This window comes from Vibrio hepatarius (genome assembly GCF_011806575.1).
Taxonomy (GTDB): domain Bacteria; phylum Pseudomonadota; class Gammaproteobacteria; order Enterobacterales; family Vibrionaceae; genus Vibrio; species Vibrio hepatarius_A.
Window position 1 is genome coordinate 102,927 of sequence record NZ_JAATOO010000004.1, and the last position, 23,841, is coordinate 126,767.

At 45.9% G+C, this 23,841-nt stretch carries 19 protein-coding genes and 1 tRNA gene; 8 read left to right on the forward strand and 12 right to left on the reverse strand.

Going from position 1 to position 23,841, the window contains the following annotated elements; genetic code table 11:
- Positions 1 to 128: 128 nt before the first annotated feature.
- The 3 genes from HCZ42_RS04240 to HCZ42_RS04250 form a co-directional block, all read right to left on the reverse strand.
- Complete coding sequence (locus tag HCZ42_RS04240) at positions 129 to 1,589, reverse strand: ATP-binding protein (protein WP_167419507.1); 1,461 nt, start codon at positions 1,587 to 1,589, stop codon at positions 129 to 131.
- The gene (locus tag HCZ42_RS04245) at positions 1,582 to 2,304 is read right to left on the reverse strand and encodes a response regulator (protein ID WP_167419508.1); all 723 of its coding nucleotides are present in this window, start codon (positions 2,302 to 2,304) and stop codon (positions 1,582 to 1,584) included. The genes HCZ42_RS04240 and HCZ42_RS04245 overlap by 8 nt, the downstream gene beginning before the upstream one ends.
- A 137-nt stretch (positions 2,305 to 2,441) precedes the next feature.
- Positions 2,442 to 3,914, reverse strand: coding sequence for a protein adenylyltransferase SelO (locus HCZ42_RS04250; protein ID WP_167419509.1), 1,473 nt, complete (start codon positions 3,912 to 3,914; stop codon positions 2,442 to 2,444).
- Between the two features lie 530 nt (positions 3,915 to 4,444).
- On the opposite strand from HCZ42_RS04250, the gene HCZ42_RS04255 reads away from it, so the two are divergent.
- Positions 4,445 to 6,442: a methyl-accepting chemotaxis protein gene (locus HCZ42_RS04255; RefSeq protein ID WP_167419510.1), complete on the forward strand. Its 1,998-nt coding sequence runs from the start codon at positions 4,445 to 4,447 to the stop codon at positions 6,440 to 6,442.
- A 66-nt stretch (positions 6,443 to 6,508) separates the two neighbouring features.
- Here HCZ42_RS04255 and HCZ42_RS04260 read toward each other — a convergent pair whose 3' ends face one another.
- From HCZ42_RS04260 to HCZ42_RS04270, 3 genes are all read right to left on the reverse strand, one after another.
- Positions 6,509 to 9,052, reverse strand: a complete 2,544-nt coding sequence (locus HCZ42_RS04260) for a beta-prism lectin domain-containing protein (protein ID WP_167419511.1) — start codon at positions 9,050 to 9,052, stop codon at positions 6,509 to 6,511.
- A gap of 326 nt (positions 9,053 to 9,378) precedes the next feature.
- Entirely contained in the window at positions 9,379 to 9,987 is a 609-nt protein-coding gene (locus HCZ42_RS04265) for a DUF2913 family protein (protein WP_167419512.1), read from the reverse strand.
- A gap of 457 nt (positions 9,988 to 10,444) precedes the next feature.
- On the reverse strand, positions 10,445 to 11,329 hold the full coding sequence (locus tag HCZ42_RS04270) for a LysR family transcriptional regulator (protein ID WP_167419513.1): 885 nt from the start codon (positions 11,327 to 11,329) through the stop codon (positions 10,445 to 10,447).
- A gap of 113 nt (positions 11,330 to 11,442) precedes the next feature.
- On the opposite strand from HCZ42_RS04270, the gene yghU reads away from it, so the two are divergent.
- The 3 genes from yghU (at position 11,443) to HCZ42_RS04285 (ending at position 14,588) form a co-directional block, all read left to right on the forward strand.
- The gene (gene yghU, locus HCZ42_RS04275) at positions 11,443 to 12,276 is read left to right on the forward strand and encodes a glutathione-dependent disulfide-bond oxidoreductase (RefSeq protein ID WP_167419514.1); all 834 of its coding nucleotides are present in this window, start codon (positions 11,443 to 11,445) and stop codon (positions 12,274 to 12,276) included.
- A 50-nt stretch (positions 12,277 to 12,326) separates the two neighbouring features.
- A complete protein-coding gene (locus HCZ42_RS04280; protein WP_167419515.1) occupies positions 12,327 to 13,004 on the forward strand; it encodes a glutathione S-transferase family protein in 678 nt (225 codons plus the stop codon).
- 216 nt (positions 13,005 to 13,220) lie between these two features.
- Complete coding sequence (locus HCZ42_RS04285) at positions 13,221 to 14,588, forward strand: Na+/H+ antiporter NhaC family protein (protein WP_167419516.1); 1,368 nt, start codon at positions 13,221 to 13,223, stop codon at positions 14,586 to 14,588.
- Between the two features lie 119 nt (positions 14,589 to 14,707).
- On the opposite strand, the gene HCZ42_RS04290 is transcribed toward HCZ42_RS04285, so the two are convergent.
- Positions 14,708 to 14,784 (reverse strand) — tRNA-Arg (locus HCZ42_RS04290).
- Between the two features lie 201 nt (positions 14,785 to 14,985).
- Between HCZ42_RS04290 and folD the strand changes: the two genes are divergently transcribed.
- Entirely contained in the window at positions 14,986 to 15,846 is an 861-nt protein-coding gene (folD, locus tag HCZ42_RS04295; RefSeq protein WP_053408235.1) for a bifunctional methylenetetrahydrofolate dehydrogenase/methenyltetrahydrofolate cyclohydrolase FolD, read from the forward strand.
- Positions 15,847 to 15,915: 69 nt separating this feature from the next.
- On the opposite strand, the gene HCZ42_RS04300 is transcribed toward folD, so the two are convergent.
- From HCZ42_RS04300 to HCZ42_RS04315, 4 genes are all read right to left on the reverse strand, one after another.
- Entirely contained in the window at positions 15,916 to 17,115 is a 1,200-nt protein-coding gene (locus HCZ42_RS04300; protein ID WP_167419517.1) for a NupC/NupG family nucleoside CNT transporter, read from the reverse strand.
- 221 nt (positions 17,116 to 17,336) lie between these two features.
- Complete coding sequence (locus tag HCZ42_RS04305) at positions 17,337 to 18,284, reverse strand: LysR family transcriptional regulator (protein ID WP_167419518.1); 948 nt, start codon at positions 18,282 to 18,284, stop codon at positions 17,337 to 17,339.
- Positions 18,285 to 18,335: 51 nt separating this feature from the next.
- The gene (locus HCZ42_RS04310; RefSeq protein WP_167419519.1) at positions 18,336 to 19,307 is read right to left on the reverse strand and encodes a lytic murein transglycosylase; all 972 of its coding nucleotides are present in this window, start codon (positions 19,305 to 19,307) and stop codon (positions 18,336 to 18,338) included.
- A 42-nt stretch (positions 19,308 to 19,349) separates the two neighbouring features.
- Complete coding sequence (locus tag HCZ42_RS04315; RefSeq protein WP_167419520.1) at positions 19,350 to 19,637, reverse strand: YcgL domain-containing protein; 288 nt, start codon at positions 19,635 to 19,637, stop codon at positions 19,350 to 19,352.
- Between the two features lie 163 nt (positions 19,638 to 19,800).
- On the opposite strand from HCZ42_RS04315, the gene minC reads away from it, so the two are divergent.
- The 3 genes from minC to minE are packed head-to-tail and all read left to right on the forward strand — an operon-like array spanning position 19,801 to position 21,564.
- The gene (minC, locus tag HCZ42_RS04320; protein WP_167419521.1) at positions 19,801 to 20,463 is read left to right on the forward strand and encodes a septum site-determining protein MinC; all 663 of its coding nucleotides are present in this window, start codon (positions 19,801 to 19,803) and stop codon (positions 20,461 to 20,463) included.
- An 18-nt stretch (positions 20,464 to 20,481) separates the two neighbouring features.
- A complete protein-coding gene (gene minD, locus HCZ42_RS04325; protein WP_167419522.1) occupies positions 20,482 to 21,294 on the forward strand; it encodes a septum site-determining protein MinD in 813 nt (270 codons plus the stop codon).
- A gap of 6 nt (positions 21,295 to 21,300) precedes the next feature.
- Positions 21,301 to 21,564: a cell division topological specificity factor MinE gene (gene minE, locus HCZ42_RS04330; RefSeq protein ID WP_053408242.1), complete on the forward strand. Its 264-nt coding sequence runs from the start codon at positions 21,301 to 21,303 to the stop codon at positions 21,562 to 21,564.
- 79 nt (positions 21,565 to 21,643) lie between these two features.
- Here minE and HCZ42_RS04335 read toward each other — a convergent pair whose 3' ends face one another.
- Positions 21,644 to 23,818, reverse strand: a complete 2,175-nt coding sequence (locus tag HCZ42_RS04335; protein ID WP_167419523.1) for a CHASE3 domain-containing protein — start codon at positions 23,816 to 23,818, stop codon at positions 21,644 to 21,646.
- Between the last annotated feature and the right edge of the window lie 23 nt (positions 23,819 to 23,841).

Below are 23,841 nucleotides of genomic sequence, written 5' to 3' on the forward strand. Positions count from 1 at the left end.
TTGGATTAGACATTCAGGCCTACCGCTTAATGACCCCAAGCGTTCTTGCTTGAACTAAAAATGAGTCTATCCAATAAGAAAATTTAGATTGAAACAAAGCGTAATTGCAATGTAACACAGTTGTTACATTAAACTTCAAGTAGCGAAGAAACAAAGACTTGCGCTCTCAACCCCTTATTTGGCAAGTTGTCAATAATGAGATCTCCGCCGTGTCCGTGGAGAATGTTGCGGCAAATACCCAGTCCTAGACCGTGCCCTTGGTCATCTTCCGCCAGTCGATAGTAAGGCTCAAACACCGCTTCCAGTTGATCTTCAGGAATCCCTGGACCTTGGTCACAGATGACAATCTTCACCCAGTCGGCGTCACAAGTTAGCGTGATCTCTGCTTTTTCACCGTACTTCACTGCATTCTCGACCAAATTGCCGATCACCCGTTTGATCGCGAGTGGTTTGGCAACAATCGGAGCGATGTGACTAGGGGCAAATTTTACCCGTGTTTTCGGCTGGTTGTATGGCTCAATCACACTGGCAATGACTTCGTTGAGGTCAACATAGGCATTATTCTCATGCAGGTCGGTATCTCGTACACATTGCAGAGCTCCTTTGACCATCATTTCCAGATCGTCCAGATCCCGGTTAAATTTTTCGCGCTTAGTATCACTTTCCAGCAACTCAGCCCGCAAGCGAAGCCGCGTGATCGGGGTTTTTAAGTCGTGTGAAATAGCGGAAAATAAATGTTCGCGGTCGGCGACATAATGACGAATACGTTGCTGCATGCGGTTAAAAGCCCGGGTGGCAGTGATAAGCTCAGTCGCCCCCTCTTCTTTAATTGGGGCTTGCTCGATATCCATACTCATTTCATTGGCGGCTTTTGCCAACCGTTTCAGCGGCTTAACCTGCCTTTTCATCAGCAAGTAAGTCAGTATCAACAGAATCGTTGTCGAAAAAATCAAGAATAGAATTTGCTCGCGACCAATCAAGGTGTCATCAAGATCAACATAAGGTGCGGGTAATAAAGCCGCGATATACAGCCACTCATTGGTGGCCAATTCAAGCTGCACCACCAGTACTGGCGGATCAATCGGGCTCAGAGTCAAGGTATGATGAGCCCAGGACTTGGGCAGGTCGCTGAGATAAATGTCGTTTTTTAATAAACGCAGATTTTCCGGCAAAGAGAAGTCGACCAAAATGGTATCCACTTTGGGCAATTTTTTATTGAGCACTTGTTGTATTGCCTCGATCGAGGCCAATTTGAGTGGCGTATCTTCAATCGGCTCGACGATCAACTGCTCTTTGTTAAACGAGACGAAGAAGCGCGTCCCTCCCATATTGCGGATCTGGTCGAGCACAATATGGCGGTATCTCACAGGCAGTGATTGAAAGAAGGTCACGGTCGAAGAGAACATGTTTGCCATGCTTTGTGACGCATCGCGAATACCCGCCAGCTCTTTGTGCTTCGACTCGCTGTACCAGATCGTGGTCGCAACGCCTTGCGCCAAAATCACGGCCAGCAGAGTCAGCCCTAAAGTACGATTAACCAGTGAATTAGGTTTAAATCGTTTCAACCACAACCACCAACGGCTACTCATAACTCACTGGTACCGCTAGTAAATAACCATTCCCTCGCATTGTCTTAATATAATGCGGATATTTAGCACTATCACCCAAACGTTGACGCAAGCGGCTCAACTGAACATCAATGCCACGCTCAAATGGCAGCGACTCCCGCCCACGGGTAGCAAACGAAATCGTATCGCGGTCAAGAATTTGATTCGGACGTTTGAGAAACAGCATCAACAGTGAAAAATCACTGCCTGACAAATCGTGAGATTGTTGGGTTTCTTGGTGGGTAATTCGGTGAGAGAGGGTATCAAGGCACCAATCACCAAAGCGGATCGACTTGGCGGTTAAGCTATTCGCGGGTTCTTCTTTCGCAACATTCACTCGGCGCAGCACCGCTTTGATTCGAGCGTTAAGGTGACGAGGATTAAACGGTTTGGCGAGGTAATCGTCCGCACCAATTTCCAAACCGATGATTTGGTCGGTATCGTCCGAGACCGCCGTTAGCATGATAATTGGCGTTGATGAAGTTCGACGCACAGCTTGGCATAGCGAGAAACCATCTTCGCCGGGCAGCATCACATCGAGCAGAATCAAGTCTGGAAACCCATTCTGCTCAAGGTGAAGTTTCATTTGTTCACCATCATTCACGGATTTGACGACATATCCTTGTTTGGTCAGGTACTCTTCGAGTAACTCACAAATTTCTTGATCGTCATCGACGACGAGAACTCTAGCTGACATTTTTTATCCAAGTATTACTAATTACCTACCGCCAGTGTAATCCGCGCAAATTTGCGCGATCAGTGGATATTTCTAAGAGTTTGAACTTTTTGCGGATCAACATCACATCTTATTAACAAAATGCCTTGAACAATGGTTTATGAAGAGCAACTGATTTCCATTTTCTTGCCCCAGTCAGGCGGTAGATTGGCGTAGGCATTATTTTCAGGTTGCTCAGCAAATGGCTGTTTCAATAGCTTAGCTAAAGCACGAACTTCGCTGAAATCACCCTCTTCCGCTTTGTCGATAGCGATCTGCGCTAAGTAGTTGCGCAAAATGTACTTAGGGTTAACTGCCCGCATCGCTTCGCAGCGCTCCTGGGCGGAAAGTGCCTCACCTTGTCGGTTCACCTCGCAGTCGCAACGAGCAAGATAAAGCTCTAACCAAGCCTTGGCCGCTTGCCTATCGACAAATAAGTCTTCAACAACAGAAGTAGGTTGTTGGTCTAAATTAGAGAGTTCACGCATAAATCGCGTGTAATCGACGCTGTTTTGCTGCAATAACTCGAACATTGATTGAAACAGCTGGCTATCTTGGTCGAGCTTACTATGCAGCCCTAGCTTGTCGCGCATCAGTTTGCTGAACTGCTTTCCGAGCTTACTTTCAAACTGGCCTAAAGAAGACTCTAATGCTTCTCTCTCAATCAACGGTGAAAGCGCGTGCGCCAAGGCAGATAAGTTCCACAACGCGATTCTTGGCTGTTGGTCAAACGCATAGCGCCCCTGATAGTCAGAATGATTACAGATGTAGCTAGGATCATAATCATCTAAAAAGCCAAATGGACCATAATCAAACGTCTGACCTAATATCGACATATTGTCGGTGTTCATCACCCCGTGAGCAAAACCATAAGCTTGCCAGTACGCGATCATTTTTGCCGTTTTGTCGACAACTTTCTCGAACATCGCCGCATAAGGTTGAGATTCTTCATTACACTCAGGCCAGTACCATTCGATAACTTTGTCGACCAAAAGTGCTAATTCAGCCATCTGGTTGGTATAAAAGAAGTGTTCAAAATGACCAAATCGGATGTGGCTTTCCGCGACGCGTAACAACAACGCGCCTTGCTCTGTTTTTTCTCGATATACAGGAGTGTCACTGGTCAACATCCCTAGCGCACGAGTCGTGGGGATACCCAACCCCGTCATCGCTTCACTACACAAGTATTCACGAATGGTAGAACGTAGCACTGCTCGACCATCACCCATGCGCGAATACGGCGTAAGACCAGCGCCTTTTAAGTGTAAATCAAAAACTTGGCCACTTTTGCTTGTCAACTCTCCTAACAACAGCCCTCTACCATCACCCAGATCAGGGTTATAGACACCAAACTGATGACCAGCGTATTTCATCGCGATAGAAGGAGCAGAGTCTAAGACCATTTCTCCGGCCAGAAAACCTTTTAAATCGCCTTGCGGCGATTGCTCTGGCAGTGAAAACTGACTCGCTAAAGCACTGTTCCAAGCAACCCAGCGAGTATTCGTTAACGGTTGTGGAAGTACTGGTGTATAGAATGCACGAGGCAACTCGGTGAAACGGTTAGTCAGGCAAATAGATGGAAGAAACGACATATACAATCTTTTAACATGAATTTGTCGCCGAACGTACCATAGAGGCAGTGAGAAAATCTACTAAGCTGCCTTAATAAATTCATCGAGAAGTAAGTAACCACAAACTTACTAAGGCTTAGCTTAACTATAGTTCCTGTTGACTAGACAAGCGCAAACATCACAACCATACCGACTAGTGCAAAAATACAAGTGCGGCTAATTACGCCAAAATGAGTAGGCCTTATCATTTCTTGGTGTTGCATATCGCCCTCCTTGAGCATCATTTTGTTACATCCTGATTACAATATGATAAAAATTAGCAAATTACTCAACAGCGAAATGCGTGAACTTTTTATTACGCCGATACATAGCTGCTTAATCACACCGCAATGCAAATAAGTTAATATCCCGCACGCAAGATGTTAACCATATCAACTAATGGCTTAATTCCACTTATAATTCACTCTAAATTCGGCAAAGTTACAGTACGCACATGCTAAAGTTTAAACTAAAATGACCGTAGTTTTTGGATGATTTTGCCGGGGGTAACTATGAATCAATGGATGCAGAATATTGCGCTGCACCGTTTAATGTTAATCTTATCAGGGATTCCAATAGTATTGGCGTTGGTCGCCGCTATTGAACTTATCTCCACTCATCAACATACGGTTGATGTAGCTCATAAAGATAGCGAAACCATTAAGCTGGTACTTTTGTATGATGATTTGGCTCATAATTTAGCATTGGAGCGCGGATTAACAGCTGGTGTTCTTGGTAGTAAAGGCAACCCAAAACAAGTCGAAGCATTGCAAAAGCAGCGAGCAAATACCGATGCACGTATTGCCGCACTGCAGCAGTATACCCCTGAATATTTACTACCCGTATTCACCAACTCACTCGCTGAAGATGTATTTAGTCAGCTTTCACAAATCAAACAAGTTCGTACCCAAGTCGACAAGTTAGCTCCTCAAATCTCACCTTTCGTTTATTACTCTAACTTGAACCAGCTCAGTATCGATAATGCGTCTCTGCTCACCTCGAATATTGCAAATGAAAGCATTTCTGAATTAGGCCAAGCGCTAATTGCGATTGTCAAGATGAAAGAACGCGCAGGTCAGGTCCGTGGTGCACTCAATGGCGCATTCTCTCGCCGCAGTTCCGACCTTGGCCAATACGCCGCGATCGAGCAATATTTGGCAGCAGGCAAATATGCAGAGCGACAGGCCAAGCAGACACTCACCCCGGAGTTTTCTGCGCAACTAACACAAGCGGCGCAAAACAATACCTGGAAAGAGGTGGAAAAGGTTCAACAGCTTTACTTAAGTCAGAAAGCTAACCTAGCCTCGCTGCAAGGCCCAGAGCCAACCCAATGGTTTGCAGCAGCGACTGAACGCATCAAACTGATTAACCAAATCCGCAATGGTATCCAGGCAGAAATGTTGGCAATGACAGACCGTGTTGCTTCTTCCGCGACCACTCAATCTATGACAATCATTGGCTTATCCGTCAGCCTCGCAGCGATTTTAATCCTCTGCGTCTTAATGTGCGTGAAGAGCCTAAAGAGTCGAGTTGGCGCTTTAACCTCGATGCTAGCGGATATGTCCAACGACAGAAACCTTGGCATTACGTTGCCTTCATCAGGACGTGACGAAATGTCGCAGGTTGCTCAGAGCATCAACGGCTTAACCAACAGTATTAAACAACTGCTGAGCAATATCATGGAGAGCAACGAACACAGTAGCTCACGTCTCGATCAAATCGTTAAAAGCGCCGATGATCTCGGTTCAAGTAGCCAAGCGACAGCAGATAAATGTGGAAATATTGCCGCCGCGATGACTGAATTGTCACAATCGAGTCTAGAAATTGCCACCTCATCAGAACGCGCTTTGGCGGAAACCGAGCAGATGACGAATCAGGTGCTGAGCTGTCAGAAACAGAGCCAAGCGTCATACGATATTGTCCGTGGTCTTGTTAGCCAAATTGAACAGACCCAAAACTGTATGCATCAGCTCGAGAAAGACGCAGAAAGCGTCAGCAAGATTGTTGATACGATTAATGGCATCTCTGAACAAACCAACCTTTTGGCGCTCAACGCTGCCATCGAGGCGGCCAGAGCAGGCGAACACGGCCGAGGTTTTGCGGTTGTCTCATCAGAAGTGAGAGACCTTGCGCAGCGCAGCAAAGGTGCGACTGAGCATATTTCTCAGTTGTTGGCGAACATTACCACCAACACACAAACTGCAGTAAACAACATGGGTAAAAGCCGTGATGCAACAGACTCAACATTTGAGTCAGTGTCCGTTGTAAATAGCAGTGTCTCTGAATTGGAATCACTGATTGAGACGGTGAACGAGCACATCACTACGATTGCCAACTCGACCATTGAGCAGTCAAAGGCAAGTGAAGCTGTCGATCAGGATGTCGATGTACTAACAGAGATTGCGAGAAACACCGGCGAACTGGCAGAGAATATGGGTGATGTTGTGTCTAGCTATCGCGTCGAAGTGCAAGATGTACAAAACCAACTTCAAGAGTTTAAGTTAGCCTAAACAATGTATTTACAAGTTGTTTTCGTGGAAAAAATGCCAGTCTTAACGACTGGCATTTTTTATCATTTAGTCCACGTGGAACTGAATTGCGTCGACATAAGCACCTGAAGACCAAACCGAGATTGCCTCTAGTTCGTCATCTTCTGAGAGGGTAAATGTCTCTGTTTTTAAGTTGTACGAGTATTTCTTATAGCCAAAAGAAAGAACCGTGCCATTATGGTATGTGAATTTTAACTTCACAATGTGGTTACTCCCCCAGTAATAAGTACCTGATGTCACTTCGATCGAAGCAACTTGGTCTAAATCAACTGGCGAGCGCAAATCTCCACCGTTTCCACCAACCATATTGTAGTAGTTAGCGCCCATAGCATCGATAATCCAGCCAGAACGAATCAACAAGTCATCGTCCAACTCGACTTTCACTGGATTACCTGAAGGGAAACCAAAAATACCAGAGCTCTTACCTTCGTCTTCGACTAGAGTACTTGAGCGGTAAGTATTGTGCGTCGACCAACTTGGCTCGTATTCTTCAGGAATCGTACCGTCTTGGTTGACATTGCTCTGGTTAAATGCGTGTTGGTTCCAAATGCGAGTTGCGTTCTTCCATGGTTTGTCTGTATTTGCAGAGTTGTACACGTACACACCATGGTTGTATGAGTAACGGGAGTCGTAGTCGTTTGCAACAACGATAAGCTCTGCGTCATCATCACCCGCTAAGTCCACTACCATCGGGATTTCCCACAACGTTCCAGTCGAATGCTTAATCGAGGCTAAAACTAGGCCAGTACGACCGTCAAGGACTCTTACGCGATCGTGATCTTGAACAAGGACTTCTTCGATTCCATCCGCATCAAAGTCGTAAGCAGAAACACCAATCTTACCGCTGGCAATGTCGTCATTCAGTACTGACCAAACCAACTTGCCATCAACGTCATACATATCTACCGCGTTGTAGCCAGCATAAACGATACCTGTGTTGTTGACTGATTGCTGAGATGACAACTCAAATTGAATTGCTTCAACCAACCAACCATTTGACCATACATTAACTGCGCTGATCTTTTTGTCTTGTGGTACAACAAAGTAGTCCGTGCTCTGCCAGTAAGATGAGTCCTTAGAACCGAACATCACTGAAGATCCATCTTTCATAAAGAACTTCATCGCCAGTAGATGCTTACCACCCCAGTAATACGCACCAGAAGTAATCGCAATCTTTTGTACTTTGGTCAGGTCGACAGGAGTATTGGTGTGACCACCATCTCCGCCAAATAGATTTTGAGACGTTGTACCAACAGCATCGATCGCAAGACCAGAGTTCACGTATAGTAGATTGTTATCTTCTACGGTTAGGTTTTCATCTTCACCATATTCGTAACCAAATAGCTTCGATTTCTCTACCGTGACTTTTGTTCTTTCGCCCAAGAAGTTTGCAATAGCTTGAACACCACCACCAGGGTTGCTCACATTGGTGACCGTCCACTTAGTCGTACCATCGTGTTCAAGTACTGAGAAAGAGCTGTTCTGAGCAGTTGCGTAAGTTGCAGGCGTAGAAACCACAAGCTCTGGTTGAGCATCACCGTCTAAGTTCGCCACCGAAGAGAACCAAACACGATCGTTTGACTGGTAGCTCCATAGTGCAGAGCCATCAGTATCAAACATCGTCTTAGCGGCAAAGACTTCTTGCTCACCATCGCTATCAATATCAACCGCAATCGGCGCAGACGCCCATGTGTAGTTGTATACCAGCATCCCTGTGTCGTAGTTATACACGCCGTCTGGTGCAATAATTTCAATTGAACCGTCGTTATTTAAATCAGCAATAGAGAACTGACCGATGGTAGACCAACCTTGAGTAAACTTGTCAATTTTCTTTTTGATATTTCCTTGGTGGTCAAGAATGCTATAAAAATCGTCTTCAAGCTTGCTCGTGACTATTTCGACGATACCATCACCATCTAAATCTGCCGCCGCTACTGAGTAACGAGCATCCGCGATAGTGCCACCATTCGCGTAATTCCAAAGCTCGGAACCATCGACACCACTTAGTGCACGAACCAACGCACCATCTTTATATTTATTGTCTTCAAAAGTAACGACGATAATATCCGCTACGTCTTGGTTGTTAATCTTGCCGTCGTTATTATCGTCGTTCAGTTGCACAACAACTGGCGAAACCATCACTTGGTTAAACTCAGGCATAAAGTCGCTGCCTTGCCATGACCAAGTTAATTTAGGCTCGATCGTTTGTTCTTTCTCTACGACTCGCATCGAACGAGGAGCAGAGAAGTCTAGGAATTGACCGTTATAAGCTTTTACCGACTCGAGATCTTGGTTTGGCGTGTAACCAGTAAAAACAGCTAAACGATTGTAAGATAAGTTATCCCAATCGCTTAACATGACACCAGTACCTGGTGCAGCCACTACATCAACTTCATGTTTATAGATAAAAGATGGCAGAGAGTAACCTGAGCGCTCTCCCACTTTTAAACAGTATTTTTCACCTGTTTCTAGACTGATAATACAACCTTCTCCTTCGGCAACGGATGCCAAAGCAGGCAATACATTCAAAGACATTAACGCTGCGGTTAATGTAATAAGCTTACGCTCCATTAGGATTTCCCTTTCTGTTTATTAGAGCAGCAAATATCAGACTACACGCGAACAAGTTCAACCGTTACTAATAAAATTATTGATGCAATAATGAGACATCTCATTCTTGAAACAGAGTGTTAGCTTTAGGGTTAGATTATTTATTACCGAAGTCACAAATATAGAAAGTCGACGAATTGAATTCAGAGAGAGGAAATAAATATAAAATAGAAACAACCGCCAATTAATTTGGCTAGAAAAATTTAACAAATATATTAGTTAAGGAGAGACACAAGTCGAGCGAATAAACCTAATACTAGTCAAGGTTCAAGGCGTTTAAAGATGCTCTAGCGCAATGACAGCGAGATTCTTACAAAATCACCATCTTCAAACTCAACTTTATGCTCGAAGATTGAAGACGAGTAAACGTTGCGAATAAACGCACTCTTTTCACCATGCGTTCCGCGGAACAACATAGAAATGTCGCTCACAAGACGGTTTCGATTATCGAAGTGTGCGTTCAGATCGTTCGATAACACGCACAGCAAGCAGCCTTTAGGGTTGAAGTTAAGGTCAACCTTCTCCGGACTCGATACTAATACTGTTGTGTTTAGCTCTTTTTCAATCATGTTGATTAACAGTAGGAAGCTATCTAGATGCGGTAGTTCATCACCACGCAGCGGAGTGAGTAAGTTACTCAACATCGCTTCCATATCAAGACGTTGCGAGCGCGCATGAGTGACCAGAGAACGGATCTTCTTTTTAAACGGCTTATACTTCTTACTGTTGGCTGACTTATTCAACCAAGCGGAGAGGATGTCGTTGATCTCGTCGCGAGTTTTATGGCTAATCGACTTGGCACTATGATTGGTACGCAGGTGCAGCAACGCATGGAGCGCGAGGTCCGATAACAAAGGTTCAAATTCAGGTTTTATCTTGGTATGGATACTGCGCATGGTGCCTTAGACGTATAGTGCTCGACGAGAACTGACACGTTCACGGACGGTCAGGGAGCGACATGCTACCGAAAAGCATTGCGTATGTACAGTTCAAACGCTAAGCAAAACCAATACCAAGTTAGAATCACTCATCAAAGAATCACTTTTATTTAGACGAATAGTAACGATTGCAATCACTACTGCTTAGGGCATGTTGACCTTTCGAGATGATTTTTGCAGCAGTTTGTGGGTTATTTATACAAGGCAGAGGCTTTGAAATGTAGTTGTTCTACCTGATAAGCCGATAACGCAGTAGAAAGGGCCCACAAACGCTGCCCAAAGGCTTCGGCTAAAAGCGTTTGACTCTTTGTTGAGAGGTGTTTTGCTTAGAATGACTAGGCGACAAACGACTAGCCGTCCGCCACTCGCCGCGATTAAAACGCTTTTATCTCAAACAAAATTTAACCGCGAAAGGTCAACACGCCCTAAATATGTCCGCGACAAATTCTTTGAAATATTGAATTTTACGCACCGATTTAGCGCCAACCGGATAAAGAAACGAGATAGGTGCATTATCGTTGCACAAACTGCCCGGCATCACTTCCACCAATGAACCATTAGCAAGCTCATCTTCAATCGCCAAATAAGATTTGATCGCCAGGCCACTTCCGTGCAATGCCCCTTCCGTCAACATATCTGAACTCGAAACAATCAGCTTCTTTGCCATTTGAACTGAGTGATTATTCTTATTACCGCACTTCACCGACAATTTAGTTTGCCACGGTAAACACACCCAAGATGCTTGCTGCAGTGTCGCAATTGAGTCAATCACACCTTCACGCGCGATATAATCCGGCGATGCACAAATCACACGTTTGTTCTCCGCAAGCTTATAGCCAACCATCGAGCTGTCTGTCAGTTCACCGACACGAATCGCGCAATCCGTCATCTCTTCGGCCAAAGGTACAAAACGGTCAGTCACATTAAATTCGAGTGTCAGTTCTGGGTGGGCATCTTTAAACTGGTACAGACGCGGCATGATGAACTGCTTCAACACCCAAGGTGACATCGTCACTCGCAGGTGGCCTCTTAGCTGTGTAGAACGTCCGCTGATCGCGCACTCAGCTTCTTGCAGATCTTCGAGGATAGACTCGATTCGCTCCAAAAATCGGGCACCTTCATCACTGAGTTTCAATGAGCGATTGCTACGGTGAAACAACGCTACTTTCAAAGACTGTTCGATTTTGGCTAAGCGATGGCTGGTTGTCGCTACCGAGATTCCGAGCACCCGCGCGGCCGGTGAGATACCACCGTGCTTGGCAACTGCGACAAAAGTTTCTAGATCATTAACACTATACATTTCGAAATTTTAGAAAGCTGCTTTCATTTATTAGCTATATTATCCAATAAATTCTAACAATAGAATGTTTGTTATTCACTAATCAAACTTGGATAACACCTCTAGGAGTTCGAATGGACAAGACTGAGTACCACCCACCCAAAGTATGGACATGGGATGCTGAATCTGGTGGAGAATGGGCAAAGATTAATCGCCCAACGGCCGGAGCACGTTACGAGTCCGCCCTGCCCACTGGTGAACACGCATTGCGCCTGTACTCTTTGGCCACACCCAACGGCCAGAAAGTCACCATCATGTTGGAAGAATTGCTAGAGCTGGGTATTGAAGCAGCAGAATACGATGCGTACATGATTAAGATTGGTGATGGAGAACAGTTTTCTTCAGGCTTTACTGAGCTAAACCCAAACTCAAAAATCCCAGCGCTGTTTGACAATAACAATAACGTTCGCGTGTTTGAGTCGGGCTCCATCCTTTTATATTTAGCCGAGCAGTTCGGTGCATTTCTGCCAAGCGATATCGCCAAACGAACAGAAACACTCAACTGGTTATTCTGGTTGCAAGGTTCTGCACCTTACCTTGGCGGAGGCTTCGGGCACTTTTATTACTACGCACCGGAAAAGTTCCAGTACCCAATTAATCGCTTCACGATGGAAGTAAAAAGACAGCTTGATGTTCTGGATAAAGAGCTCGGCAATAACCGCTACTTAGGTGGCGACGAGTACACCATCGCAGACATCGCAACGTGGCCTTGGTACGGCAACCTGGTACGGGGCTTACAGTATGACGCAGGCGAATTTTTACAAGTCGACCAATACAAAAACGTTCAAAGATGGGCAGATGAAATCGCTAATCGTCCCGCTGTTCAACGAGGCCGACGTGTCAACCGTAACTGGGGGCCTGAAGAAGAGCAGCTTCCAGAACGCCATAGCCGCGCAGACTTTGACTAATCACGACTCAATTTTATTACTGATATATCACAAATAATGAGAAATAACATATGCTTAAGTTTTACTACCACCCAACACCAAACCCAATGAAAGTGGCTTTATTCTTAGCCGAAGCTGATATTCCATTTGAACTGGTACCAGTGGACACGCTGAAAGGCGAGCAACACAGCGCGGAGTTTCGTCAGGTAAACCCGAACGGCAAACTGCCTGCTATTGACGATAACGGCACCACAGTATTTGATTCGACGGCTATCTTACTCTACCTAGCGGAAAAGCATCAAACTTTGCTAGGTAAGCCGCAAGATAAAGCTCAGCTGTTATCTTGGTTGATGTTTATTGGTACAGGGTTAGGTCCATTCTCAGGTCAGTCAGTACACTTTCATTACGCTGCGCCAGAGTCGTTGGACTACGCGAAGAACCGTTACATGCGTGAAACTGAGCGTCATTACTCGGTGCTAGACCAACATTTAGCAGGCAAAAACTACATTGTTGGCGACGAACTGACGATCGCAGACATCTCAGCGTGGGGCTGGATTGATAAAGCCGAGCGCGTACTAGGCGAAGGACGTTTGAACGAATACCCAAACATCAAGGCATGGTTTGAACAAATCAACGCTCGTCCTGCGGTAGAAGTTGCTCGTTCTTTTGGCAGCAAGCATGAGTTTAAGAGCACCATGGATGAGGAAGCGAAAAAAGCATTGTTCCCTTCGAACGCAAATCTAGCGTAAGGTGTAAATCGACTCATCATTATCATCTGGCTGGCGCTGCTGGCCAGATGATTTTTAATCAAGGGCAACCCGGCTTAAAATGCATACGAACATATAAACTCATCTGAATCGAGTCAAAATCTTCAAAAACACCCAGACGTTTAGACGTCCATATTGACTTCTCTTCGACGTGCCATTAGTCTTCTCCCCCTCTTTATTGTCAAAATTGTCGTTTAAATGTCCTGTTCCCAAGATTCAACCAAAGTGACCAACGCATCTGCGGTCGCGCTTATTCCATTGGTAATTTTCCTTGCGCTGTTTATTGGCGTCGGTACTTACCTGTCTTTTCAAGGAGTTGAGTTCGCTTTCTACCAGTTGCCTGCACCGATTGCTGCCTTGCCTGCAATCATCGTAGCAATTTTGCTGAGTAAAGATTCTCTCAATCAATCTATCGAACAGTTCATTCGTGGCGTTGGTCATCAAGACATCATCGCGATGTGTATGATTTATTTGCTGGCGGGTGCCTTTGCCGCCGTTGCCAAAGCCTCTGGTGGCGTTGACGCAACAGTAAACCTAGGATTATCAGCAATTCCTACGAGCATGATTCTGCCGGGCATCTTTTTGATCTCTGCGTTTATTGCCACCGCTATGGGCACCTCAATGGGCACTATCGCTGCGGTTGCTCCTGTTGCTCTTGGCATCGCTGAATCGGCGGGCATGAGCCTACCACTGACTGCGGGTGTTGTGCTGAGCGGCGCAATGTTCGGTGATAACCTTTCTATCATCTCAGATACCACTATCGCAGCGACTCGTTCGCAAGGCTGTGAGATGAAAGATAAGTTTCGCGAGAACGTACGCATCGCTTTGCCTGCCGCGTTCTTTGCGTTGGTCTTGTTTGCATTTAATAGTTCAGCAACCCAAACTCCAGAAACTAGCCCGATTGAATGGCTAAAAGTGCTGCCGTACATCACGATTCTAGTCTTGGCGGTTGCTGGTCTCAACGTGTTCGTTGTACTAACTATCGGCATTATCCTAGCGGGTACGGTCAGCTTGACGTCTATCGATAGCTACACCCTGACTGATTTAGGGAAAGATATTTACGCTGGTTTTGGCAACATGCAGGAAATCTTTTTGCTATCGATGTTGATTGGCGGTTTGAGTGAACTGATGCGCCGCCAAGGTGGTCTAGCATTTTTAACCAACCTCATCAGCCGAACTATCAAAGCGTTTGGTTCAAGCCACTCGTCGAAAGCGAACAGCCGAGCAAGCGAATTAGGCATTGCAAGTCTTGTGGCGATGGTGAACACCTGTACCGCCAACAACACAGTCGCGATCATTGTTTCCGGTAGTGTCGCACGCGAACTGGCAGAAGAGCATAACGTAACACCGCGCCGCTCTGCGAGCTTGTTAGATATCTTCTCGTGTGTAATGCAAGGAATATTGCCATACGGTGCTCAAGTATTGCTACTGGGCTCAGTATTTCAATTGTCACCGTTAGAGATCGTCGCCAATTCGTATTACTGCTTTGCGTTAGCGATTGCTGCGACACTGGCTGTGTTTTTCAAACATCCTCAACGTCGCAACGTCTCTGTCTCTACTCGCTAAGTAGAGAACCGATCAAACCGAAAGCCAGTCTGATACGAGGCTGGCTTTTTTACGTCTATTAATCCGAAAAAACGAAAAAGCCCCGACAACTCGACGAGTTATCGGGGCTTTAGAATAAATGGCACGCCCTATTGGATTCGAACCAATGACCACATCCTTAGAAGGGACGTGCTCTATCCAGCTGAGCTAAGGGCGCGCTACAGGGACAGAATTATACGAGTTCAAACTCGTAACACAAGGGCTTTTCATAACATTCTGATCTGAGTGACTAAAAAAAGGTCACAAAGAGATATTTTGATTAAAAACACCCCGAAGCAAACGTTTGCTTATAGATGTTCATCAAATTATTTGCGACAATGCGCAGCAAATAATTCGCCACTCTATTTTAAGGAAAGTCATGACTGCTCAAAATATCGATGGAACACTTATCTCTCAAACTGTTCGATCAGAAGTGGCTGCGCGAGTCAAAGCTCGTGTCGCAGCTGGTCTACGTGCGCCTGGTCTAGCGGTAGTGCTAGTGGGTGAAGACCCTGCATCTCAAGTGTATGTTGGCAGTAAGCGCCGCGCATGTGAAGAAGTTGGCTTCGTTTCAAAGTCTTTTGACCTTCCAGCAAGCACAACGGAAGAAGAGTTATTGGCACTCATCGATGAGCTTAACGCTGATAATGAAATCGACGGCATTCTTGTCCAGCTACCATTACCTGCGGGTATCGATTCGACGCACGTACTAGAGCGCATTAACCCTGAAAAAGACGTCGATGGCTTCCACCCATACAATGTGGGTCGTCTGGCTCAGCGTATTCCTAAACTGCGTTCATGTACGCCAAAAGGCATTATTACCCTGCTTGACCGTTACAATATCGAACTACGTGGCAAACACGCGGTTGTTGTCGGCGCGTCGAACATCGTTGGTCGCCCAATGACGCTTGAGCTTCTACTGGCAGGCTGCACAACAACGACTTGTCACCGCTTTACGAAAGACCTAGAAAGCCACGTTCGCCAAGCAGACGTTGTCGTGGTTGCGGTTGGTAAAGCGAACTTTATTCCGGGTAACTGGATCAAAGAAGGTGCAGTAGTGGTCGATGTGGGTATCAACCGTCTTGATTCTGGCAAGCTGATCGGTGATGTGGAATACGATAAAGCGCGTGAGCGCGCGAGCTTTATTACACCAGTTCCGGGTGGTGTTGGTCCAATGACAGTGGCGAGCTTAATTGAAAACACCATGCTGGCTTGTGAGCAGTTCCATACTAAGAAGTAAGCGCAAACTGCATGACAGATAAACAAACGGGTAGTCTAATCGACTACCCGTTTTTGCATCCAGCGACGTTTACAAGCTCATAATGACGCCAGCGATTGAAGCGCTCATTAGATTTGCCATTACACCAGCGGTGATCGCACGAAAACCATGTTTCGAGACGAAAGCACGCTTTTCCGGTACCAATGATCCCAAACCACCAATCAGCATCGCCATACTGGAAATGTTCGCAAAACCGCACAAAGCAAAGGTCACGATCGCTTGTGAGTGTTCGCTTAGCTGAGATTTCACTTCCGCAAGTTGAATAAAGGCGACAAATTCATTCACCACGATCTTATTGCCGATCAATGAACCCGCCGTCATCGCCTCGTGCCAAGGAATACCCAACAACCAAGCGACTGGCGCAAACAAATAGCCTAAGATCAATTCAAAGCTCAGCTCAACACCGAGTAAGCCACCAAACCAGCCCAACGTACCGTTGAGTAATGCAATTACACTGATAAACGCAAGCAAGGTACCGCCGACAGATACCGCAATACGCACCCCTGCCATTGCGCCATCAGCCAATGCTTCCACAACGTTAGTCGCACGCGGAATTTCCACTTGGTTGATATCAATATCCGGCGTCGTCACTTCCGCTTCTGGCATCAGGATTTTTGCCATCAATAAACCTGCTGGTGCCGACATAAACGCTGCTGCGATGAGGTAGTTAAGATCAACACCCAAAGACGCGTAACCCACCAGCGTGCCACCAGCAACTGATGCTAAACCGCCCGTCATCACAGCGAAAAACTGCGAATCGCTCATGTGTTTTAGATACGGCTTCACCATCAGTGGCGCTTCGATAGTACCAACAAAAATATTTGCCGTGGCAGAGAGAGATTCTGCGCGCCCGATACCCAGTAGTTTTTGAATCCCGCCGCCGATGAAATTAATCACACGTGGCATAACACCGATATGGTAAAGACCAGAGATCAGCGCAGAGAAAAAGATGATAATACCAAGCACATTGATCGCAAAGGTAAAGCCGCTGGTTGCCAGATTACCAAACAGGAAGCCGATGCCTTCTTGACCGTAATCGATAAGGTTAGAGACAACGCCACTCACTGCTGCTAGTGCTTCTCGACCTGCCGGAATGTAAAGCACCATTAAGGCAAAAGCGACTTGTAGACCAAACGCAAAAACGACTGTTTTTATCTTTATATTTTTTCTATTTGTAGAAAGTAGCCACGCTAGCGCAAAGATGGCTACGATTCCGAGTAGTGAGTTCATGGGAAATCCGACAAAAATGGGGAATAAAAAATTGCGTCGGATAATATGCGGATAAAAATGAGATGCAAATCACAGTTGTTAATAAACTGTACCAGTCACCGCTCAATAAACAACCATTAGAATAACTAGTTGTTTTATAAGAAGATAAACGTTTGCTAACTTTTATTATTTCTATATGGAAAATATGTTTCTAACAAAGGAAACAATCGTTTCGCTCATTATTAGGCTTTTGAACGCTGGAGATACGGTGCTAAACGCTTATCCCAGTAGCACGGCGAGCCGATTTTCTGTTTGATAAACTCAATGACTGCGGCGGTTTTCTTCGGCAAATAACGACGACTCGGGGACACCGCGTAAAACGGCATGTTCTGACTCGGCTGCCAGTCTGGTAGCAGTTGAATCAGTTGCCCGTCTTTAAACTCATCTCGGATTAGATAGGTCGCCAAATACGCTATTCCCCACCCTGCTACCGCAGCATCACGCACCGCTTCGGCCAAATCGACCGAGTAGTTGCCTGAGACTTTGATGTTGAGCTGTTCATCCGGCTTAGAAAACGACCAACTGGTGTAGTCTCGCTCCCAACTGCGATAGATAAGGCAGTTGTGCTCGACCAAATCATTGGGGTGATGAGGGGTATCGTGCTTTACTAGGTATTCCGGTGATGCGGCAACAACAAACTTGCTGTCAGCCAGACGCTGCGCGACGTAGCCTTCTGGTAAGGTTTCGTTGTTGGTGATCCAAAGATCTAGGCCTTCTTGCAACATATCGACTCGATAGTCGAACAAATGCATCTCCACTTGTAAGTTTGGATATTGCACCCTGAGCGCATCTATTGCCGGCAAGATGTGAAGTGAGCCAAACGACTGCGACAGACCAATTTTTATCAATCCTGCCACTTCATCGCGTTGGCTTTCTACTTCTCGCTGCGCTTCTTCCACGGTTTCAACAATACGCTGGCAATGATTGAAGAACTGCTCGCCCGCTTCGGTTGGCGTAAAGCTGCGGGTTGTACGCTGCACCAGCTTCACGCCGAGTGATTCTTCAAGCAAGGCAAGTTGTTTACTCACATGCGATACAGAAACCCCTAAGCTGCGCGCCGCAGCGGTAAAGTTTTTGTGTGTCAATAACGCGGAAAACACCACCATTTGAGAGGCACGATCAGATAACACGAAAGCTCCAGAAATTAAAAGGGGCTCATTTTGAGCCCCCTGAATTGACGATTATAATACGATTCTATCGGCCAGATGGCTGACCGCCAATGCAAAGTAGTAAGAGCGATTCCACTTCATCAACACATTGTAGTTATTGTAGACGAGGTAAACACGACCACTGGCATCATCCGGTGCAATCAACCACGCTTTGATGTCTTCATCGAGTTTCGGCAACGGGCGGCCGTCGTAACGCGTGATGCCCATTTTACTCCACTCTTGAAGATACTTGCCCTTCTCTTCACTACGACCTTGGATGCTGGTATCAAAGCCATGAGGCAGTTTTACTTGGCGTCCCCAAGTGTATATATCTTGCCAACCTGATTGGCTCAGATAGTTGGCAGCCGAGGCAAACACGTCAGCTTCGGTATTCCAGATGTCTTTCTTCCCGTCGCCATTACCATCTGCAGCGAACGACAAGAACGAACTCGGCATAAACTGGCACTGTCCCATCGCCCCCGCCCAAGAGCCTTTCATTTCTTGCGCCGAAATGTGTCCTTGTTCGAGGATGGTCAGCGCCGCCATCGTTTCTTTGCGGAAAAACTCTTCGCGTCGTCCGTCGTAAGCCATCGTCGACAACGCATCAATCACACTGTAGTGGCCCGTAAAGCGACCAAAGTTACTTTCTACACCCCAAAGCGCGACGATAAATCTTGGCTGTACACCGTATTTTTCACCAATTTTCACTAACTCTTCGTAGTGCTTTTCGTACAGCTCTTTGGCTTGTTTTACTTTCCAATCTGGCACCGCGCGCGGAATGTACTCATCCAGCGTGAGCTTTTTCTCAGGCTGGTTGCGATCCGCTTTAATCGCTCTTGGTTTGTAAGTGACATCTTCAAACGCCACAGAAATAACCTGTTCCGAAATCCCTTTGGTTCTTGCTTCCTGTTTTAATCCTTCGACGTACTGAGCAAACTCTGCCTCATTGGCAAACACTGAGCTAGCAATCGTAGTACCTAGTATCACTGACAATAACTTCTTCACATTGCCCTCCTTGAGCAACTTCTTGAAGCGAGTCCGCTGTAATTATTCTTCGGACTGCTGACGAGCTTTCTTTTGCTCTTTGTATTCATCTAACAGATTCTTTGGTGGTGGCGGTAACTGTAGGAAAAACCCGTCCGTTTCCAAAGACTGCTTCACTTTTTCAATATCGACTGAGGCAAATTGACGCCCGTCTAACTTGATCATCATAACCATGGTAGGTTTGCCAAACATCTGCATCAATGTGTCAGGAACTTGTGAAAAATCATCCTTTTTAGGGATGTAGAGGTAAGTGCCTTCTTTTTTAGAACTTTTGTAAATTGCACAAAGCATTGGGAAGCCTTTTGTCCGTTTCTATTCAATGAACGTCAATGTTTCGCTATTTTTTAACGCAAAACACTCAATTGAGCGCAAGATAACTTGCTGAGCTTATTTTGGGAATATAACATGACAACCCTAGTCTCAGGCAACGTCCTTACGAGGTTCTCAGTAAAAGATGTCACATTCACCCGACCTAAAAGGCAGTAGCTTTACATTGTCCGTTTTACACCTTAACGACAATGATATAGAAAAAACGGTCAATTTCCTCAATGAAAAAGTCGAACAAGCGCCGGCGTTTTTTGCATCCGCTCCGGTTGTCATCAATATTTCAAACGTTGATGGTGAGATTGATTTTCATACATTGAAACAAGGTATCGCTGACGCAGGGATGATTCCGGTCGGTGTCACGGGCTGTAAAGATAAGCGCACCCAAAATTTAGCGTCTGAAGCGTCTTTTGCAATTATGTCTGCAAGCAAATCTCCAAGTCAGGCGCCAGCAAAAATGGCGCCGACCAAAGTTGTTCGTGCGCCAGTGCGTTCAGGGCAGCAAATCTACGCTAAAGATTGCGATCTTGTGGTTCTTAACCACGTTAGCGAAGGTGCAGAAGTCATCGCTGATGGGTCTATCCATATTCACGGCACTTTGCGTGGACGTGCGATCGCAGGTGCAAGCGGAAACAAAGACGCGGTGATCATCTGTAACAAGCTCAACGCAGAGCTGATGTCTATCGCAGGTCATTACTGGCTTACGGAACAATTTTCCGAAGAATATTGGCAACAAAAAGTATTGTTTAGCTTGAACGAAGACTCTCTCAAGTTCGAACTGTTAACGATTTAAGATAATAAGGAACAAATAATGGCACGCATTATTGTTGTAACGTCAGGTAAAGGCGGTGTGGGTAAAACCACATCTAGTGCCGCGATCGCGTCAGGTCTAGCGGTAAAAGGAAAGAAAACAGCAGTTATCGATTTTGATATTGGCTTGCGTAACCTCGACCTCATCATGGGTTGTGAGCGCCGCGTAGTCTACGACTTCGTTAACGTTATCAACGGTGAAGCAACGCTAAACCAAGCGCTGATTAAAGATAAGCGCACCGATAACCTATTTATCTTGCCGGCTTCTCAAACGCGCGATAAAGACGCACTGACTATCGACGGTGTGCGCCGCATTCTTGATGAGTTGGACGAGATGGGGTTTGACTTCATCATCTGTGATTCACCGGCGGGCATCGAGCAAGGTGCGCTAATGGCGCTGTACTTCGCAGACGAAGCGGTCATCACAACCAACCCTGAAGTCTCTTCTGTTCGTGACTCGGATCGAATCCTTGGTATTTTGGATTCTAAATCATACCGCGCAGAGCAAGGCTTGGAGCCAGTGAAGCAGCACCTGTTGCTGACTCGCTACAATCCAGCGCGCGTAAATCAAGGTGAAATGCTGAGCGTAGAAGACGTAGAAGAGATCCTACACATTTCTCTTTTAGGCGTTATCCCTGAAAGTCAGGCGGTCCTTAACGCGTCAAACAAAGGTGTTCCGGTTAGCTTCGACGAAGAGTCTGACGCTGGCATGGCCTACAATGATACCGTAGAGCGTCTGCTCGGTGAGCAAGTGGATTTCCGCTTCCTGACTGAACAGAAAAAAGGAATCTTTAAACGACTATTTGGAGGCTAAACCGGCATGTCATTACTTGAATTTTTCCGTCCACAGAAAAAGACAACAGCAAATTTAGCCAAAGAGCGCTTACAGATCATCGTGGCGGAGCGTCGCAGTCAAGACGACCCAGCGCCTTCATACTTACCACAACTTAAAGAAGACATCCTAAAAGTGATCGGTAAGTATGTAGCCATCGACCCTTCTATGGTTGACCTAACGTTTGAACACAAAGACGACGACATTTCGGTGTTGGAGCTTAACGTTAAGCTACCAGAAGACGAGAAGTAATCTGGCATTCCTTTTAATTGTTAGAAGCCAGAATTATTTCTGGCTTCGTCATTCCTACAGAACTTTTTAAGGTGATTGTTTAAACCTTAAACTGGTTCACCAATTCACGTAGTGCTTCCGCCCTTTCGGCTAAGCTATTTGCCGATTGAGCAGCAACATTTGCTTGTTCATTCGCTGACTGTGATGCATGAGAAATATACTCGACGTTTCTAGACACTTCATTACTTGCCGTTGACTGCTGTTCCGTAGCAGTAGCGATACTGTCAATCATTGTCGCTACATTCTGAGCACTGCTGACGATTTCGTCTAAGCTTGCACCCGCTTTCTTGGCTAAATCTAAGCCTTCATTTACAAGTTCAGATCCTACTTCCATACGCTCTACAGCACGTGAGGTTTCATTTTGAATCGCTTCGATCGATTGACCAATTTCTTTGGTCGCACCAGTTGTCCTATCAGCGAGTGCACGCACTTCGTCGGCGACCACTGCAAAACCGCGCCCCGCCTCTCCCGCTCGAGCTGCTTCAATCGCGGCATTGAGTGCGAGCAAGTTGGTTTGCTCGGCAATATCATTAATAACGGTAATAATTGTCCCAATTTCCGTTCCGCGTCTACCGAGTTCTGCAACACTATTTGAAGAAGCAGCAACAGCCTCGCTGATCTGGTTCATTCCCGCTATGGTGTTTCTGACAACCTCACCGCCTGAGTTAGCTGCAACGCCAGCCGCTTGAGCCGTCGAAGTCGCTTCTGACGAATTGGAAGCCACATCTTGAATGCTCACTGCTATTTGTTCAATAGCCGCAGAGACTTGTACAACTTTCCCGTTTTGTTCTTCAAGCTCTTTAGACATGGCACTATTAGCATCGGTGATTGTTCTGGATCCCTCGACAACTTCATCCGTCGTTAAGAGAACTTGAGTAACCGCGTGGTTGGTTTTGTCGACCGCTTGGTTATAGCTGGCCGCCATCATGCCTAGCTCATCTTTAGAATCTATGTTGAGTTTCGACGTCAGATCCCCTTTAGCCAATGCTTCAAGGCCTAGCGCCACCTCCCTGACAGGTTTAATAATCGCTTTTGAGACTATCCATGACACTAGAGAACCCAATATAATCGCCACAACCGTACCAGCCATTATCACTAGCTGAGCGGTTTGAGCGGCTGAGTCGGCTGAGGCCTGTCGTTTAGCCATCAATTCCGATTCAACGGCGACAAACTCCTCAATCTGACTTCTGAACTTATCAAAATAGGCTTTGCCTTTCTCCTTACCAATATCCTCTGCTATATCGTTCATCGTCAGTGAGTCACCAATCGTAAACCTTAGATCGACCATAGGCTGAACCACATTTTTCTGCCATTCATCGATGACTACTTTCATTTCAGCCAACAGTTTTGTTTGCTCGGTGTTATCGCTAACCTTTTCTGTTAGCATGCGAATAGATTGCTCAAATTGCTTGCTGCCCTGGTGATAAGGCGCTAAAAACTGCTCTTCGCCTGCTAATAAGTAACCACGCATCCCGGTTTCCATACTTATAACGGTACTCAAGATTTGTTGTGCCGAGGCAATAACTTGGAATGTATGATCAACCCAAGCGTTCGCTTCGTTCAGTTCATTCAACTGCTGGCCCAAGGTCTCAATTTCTGCGCTAGAAAGAGTACCTAGATTACGCAGCCTATCCATCAATTGCTGACTTCTATTGACGTAAACAGCGTTCTCTGCCTCACGTTCTGCGAGTAGCTTTGACTCCCGTTCAACGAACAACGCCACTTGGTCTCTGAATTTATCTATATATTTTTTGCCTCTTTCTTCACTCACAAAATCTGCGATATCGTCCATGTTTTTTCCGTTTCCAATCGCGCGACGAAGTTCGATTACAGGCTCAGTAACATTGTTCTTCCAGCCTGCGATTGTAAATTCAATCTCTTCTAAACGTGTTACTTGCGCTGGGTTATCACTGACCGTATTTTTTAGCTTAGAGACTTTATCTTGAAATTGTTGAAAACCATTTTTGTAAGGTTCTAGAAACTCTTCTTTCCCCGCCAACAAGTAACCTCGCATACCTGTTTCCATATTGACCGCTGCTGCCTCTATTTCCATGGCTTGCTCGATAACCTTATGGGTATGGCCAACCATGGCATTGGTTGCGACTTGTGAACGTGAACTTGTGATTGCAACATATGCGAGCAAAATCATTAGAAGTAAAGGGACTCCAGAACCCAATGCTATTTTGTAACGCAGCGGGACGTTCTTGAATGTCATAGTCCGTTCCTTATTTTTAGTTT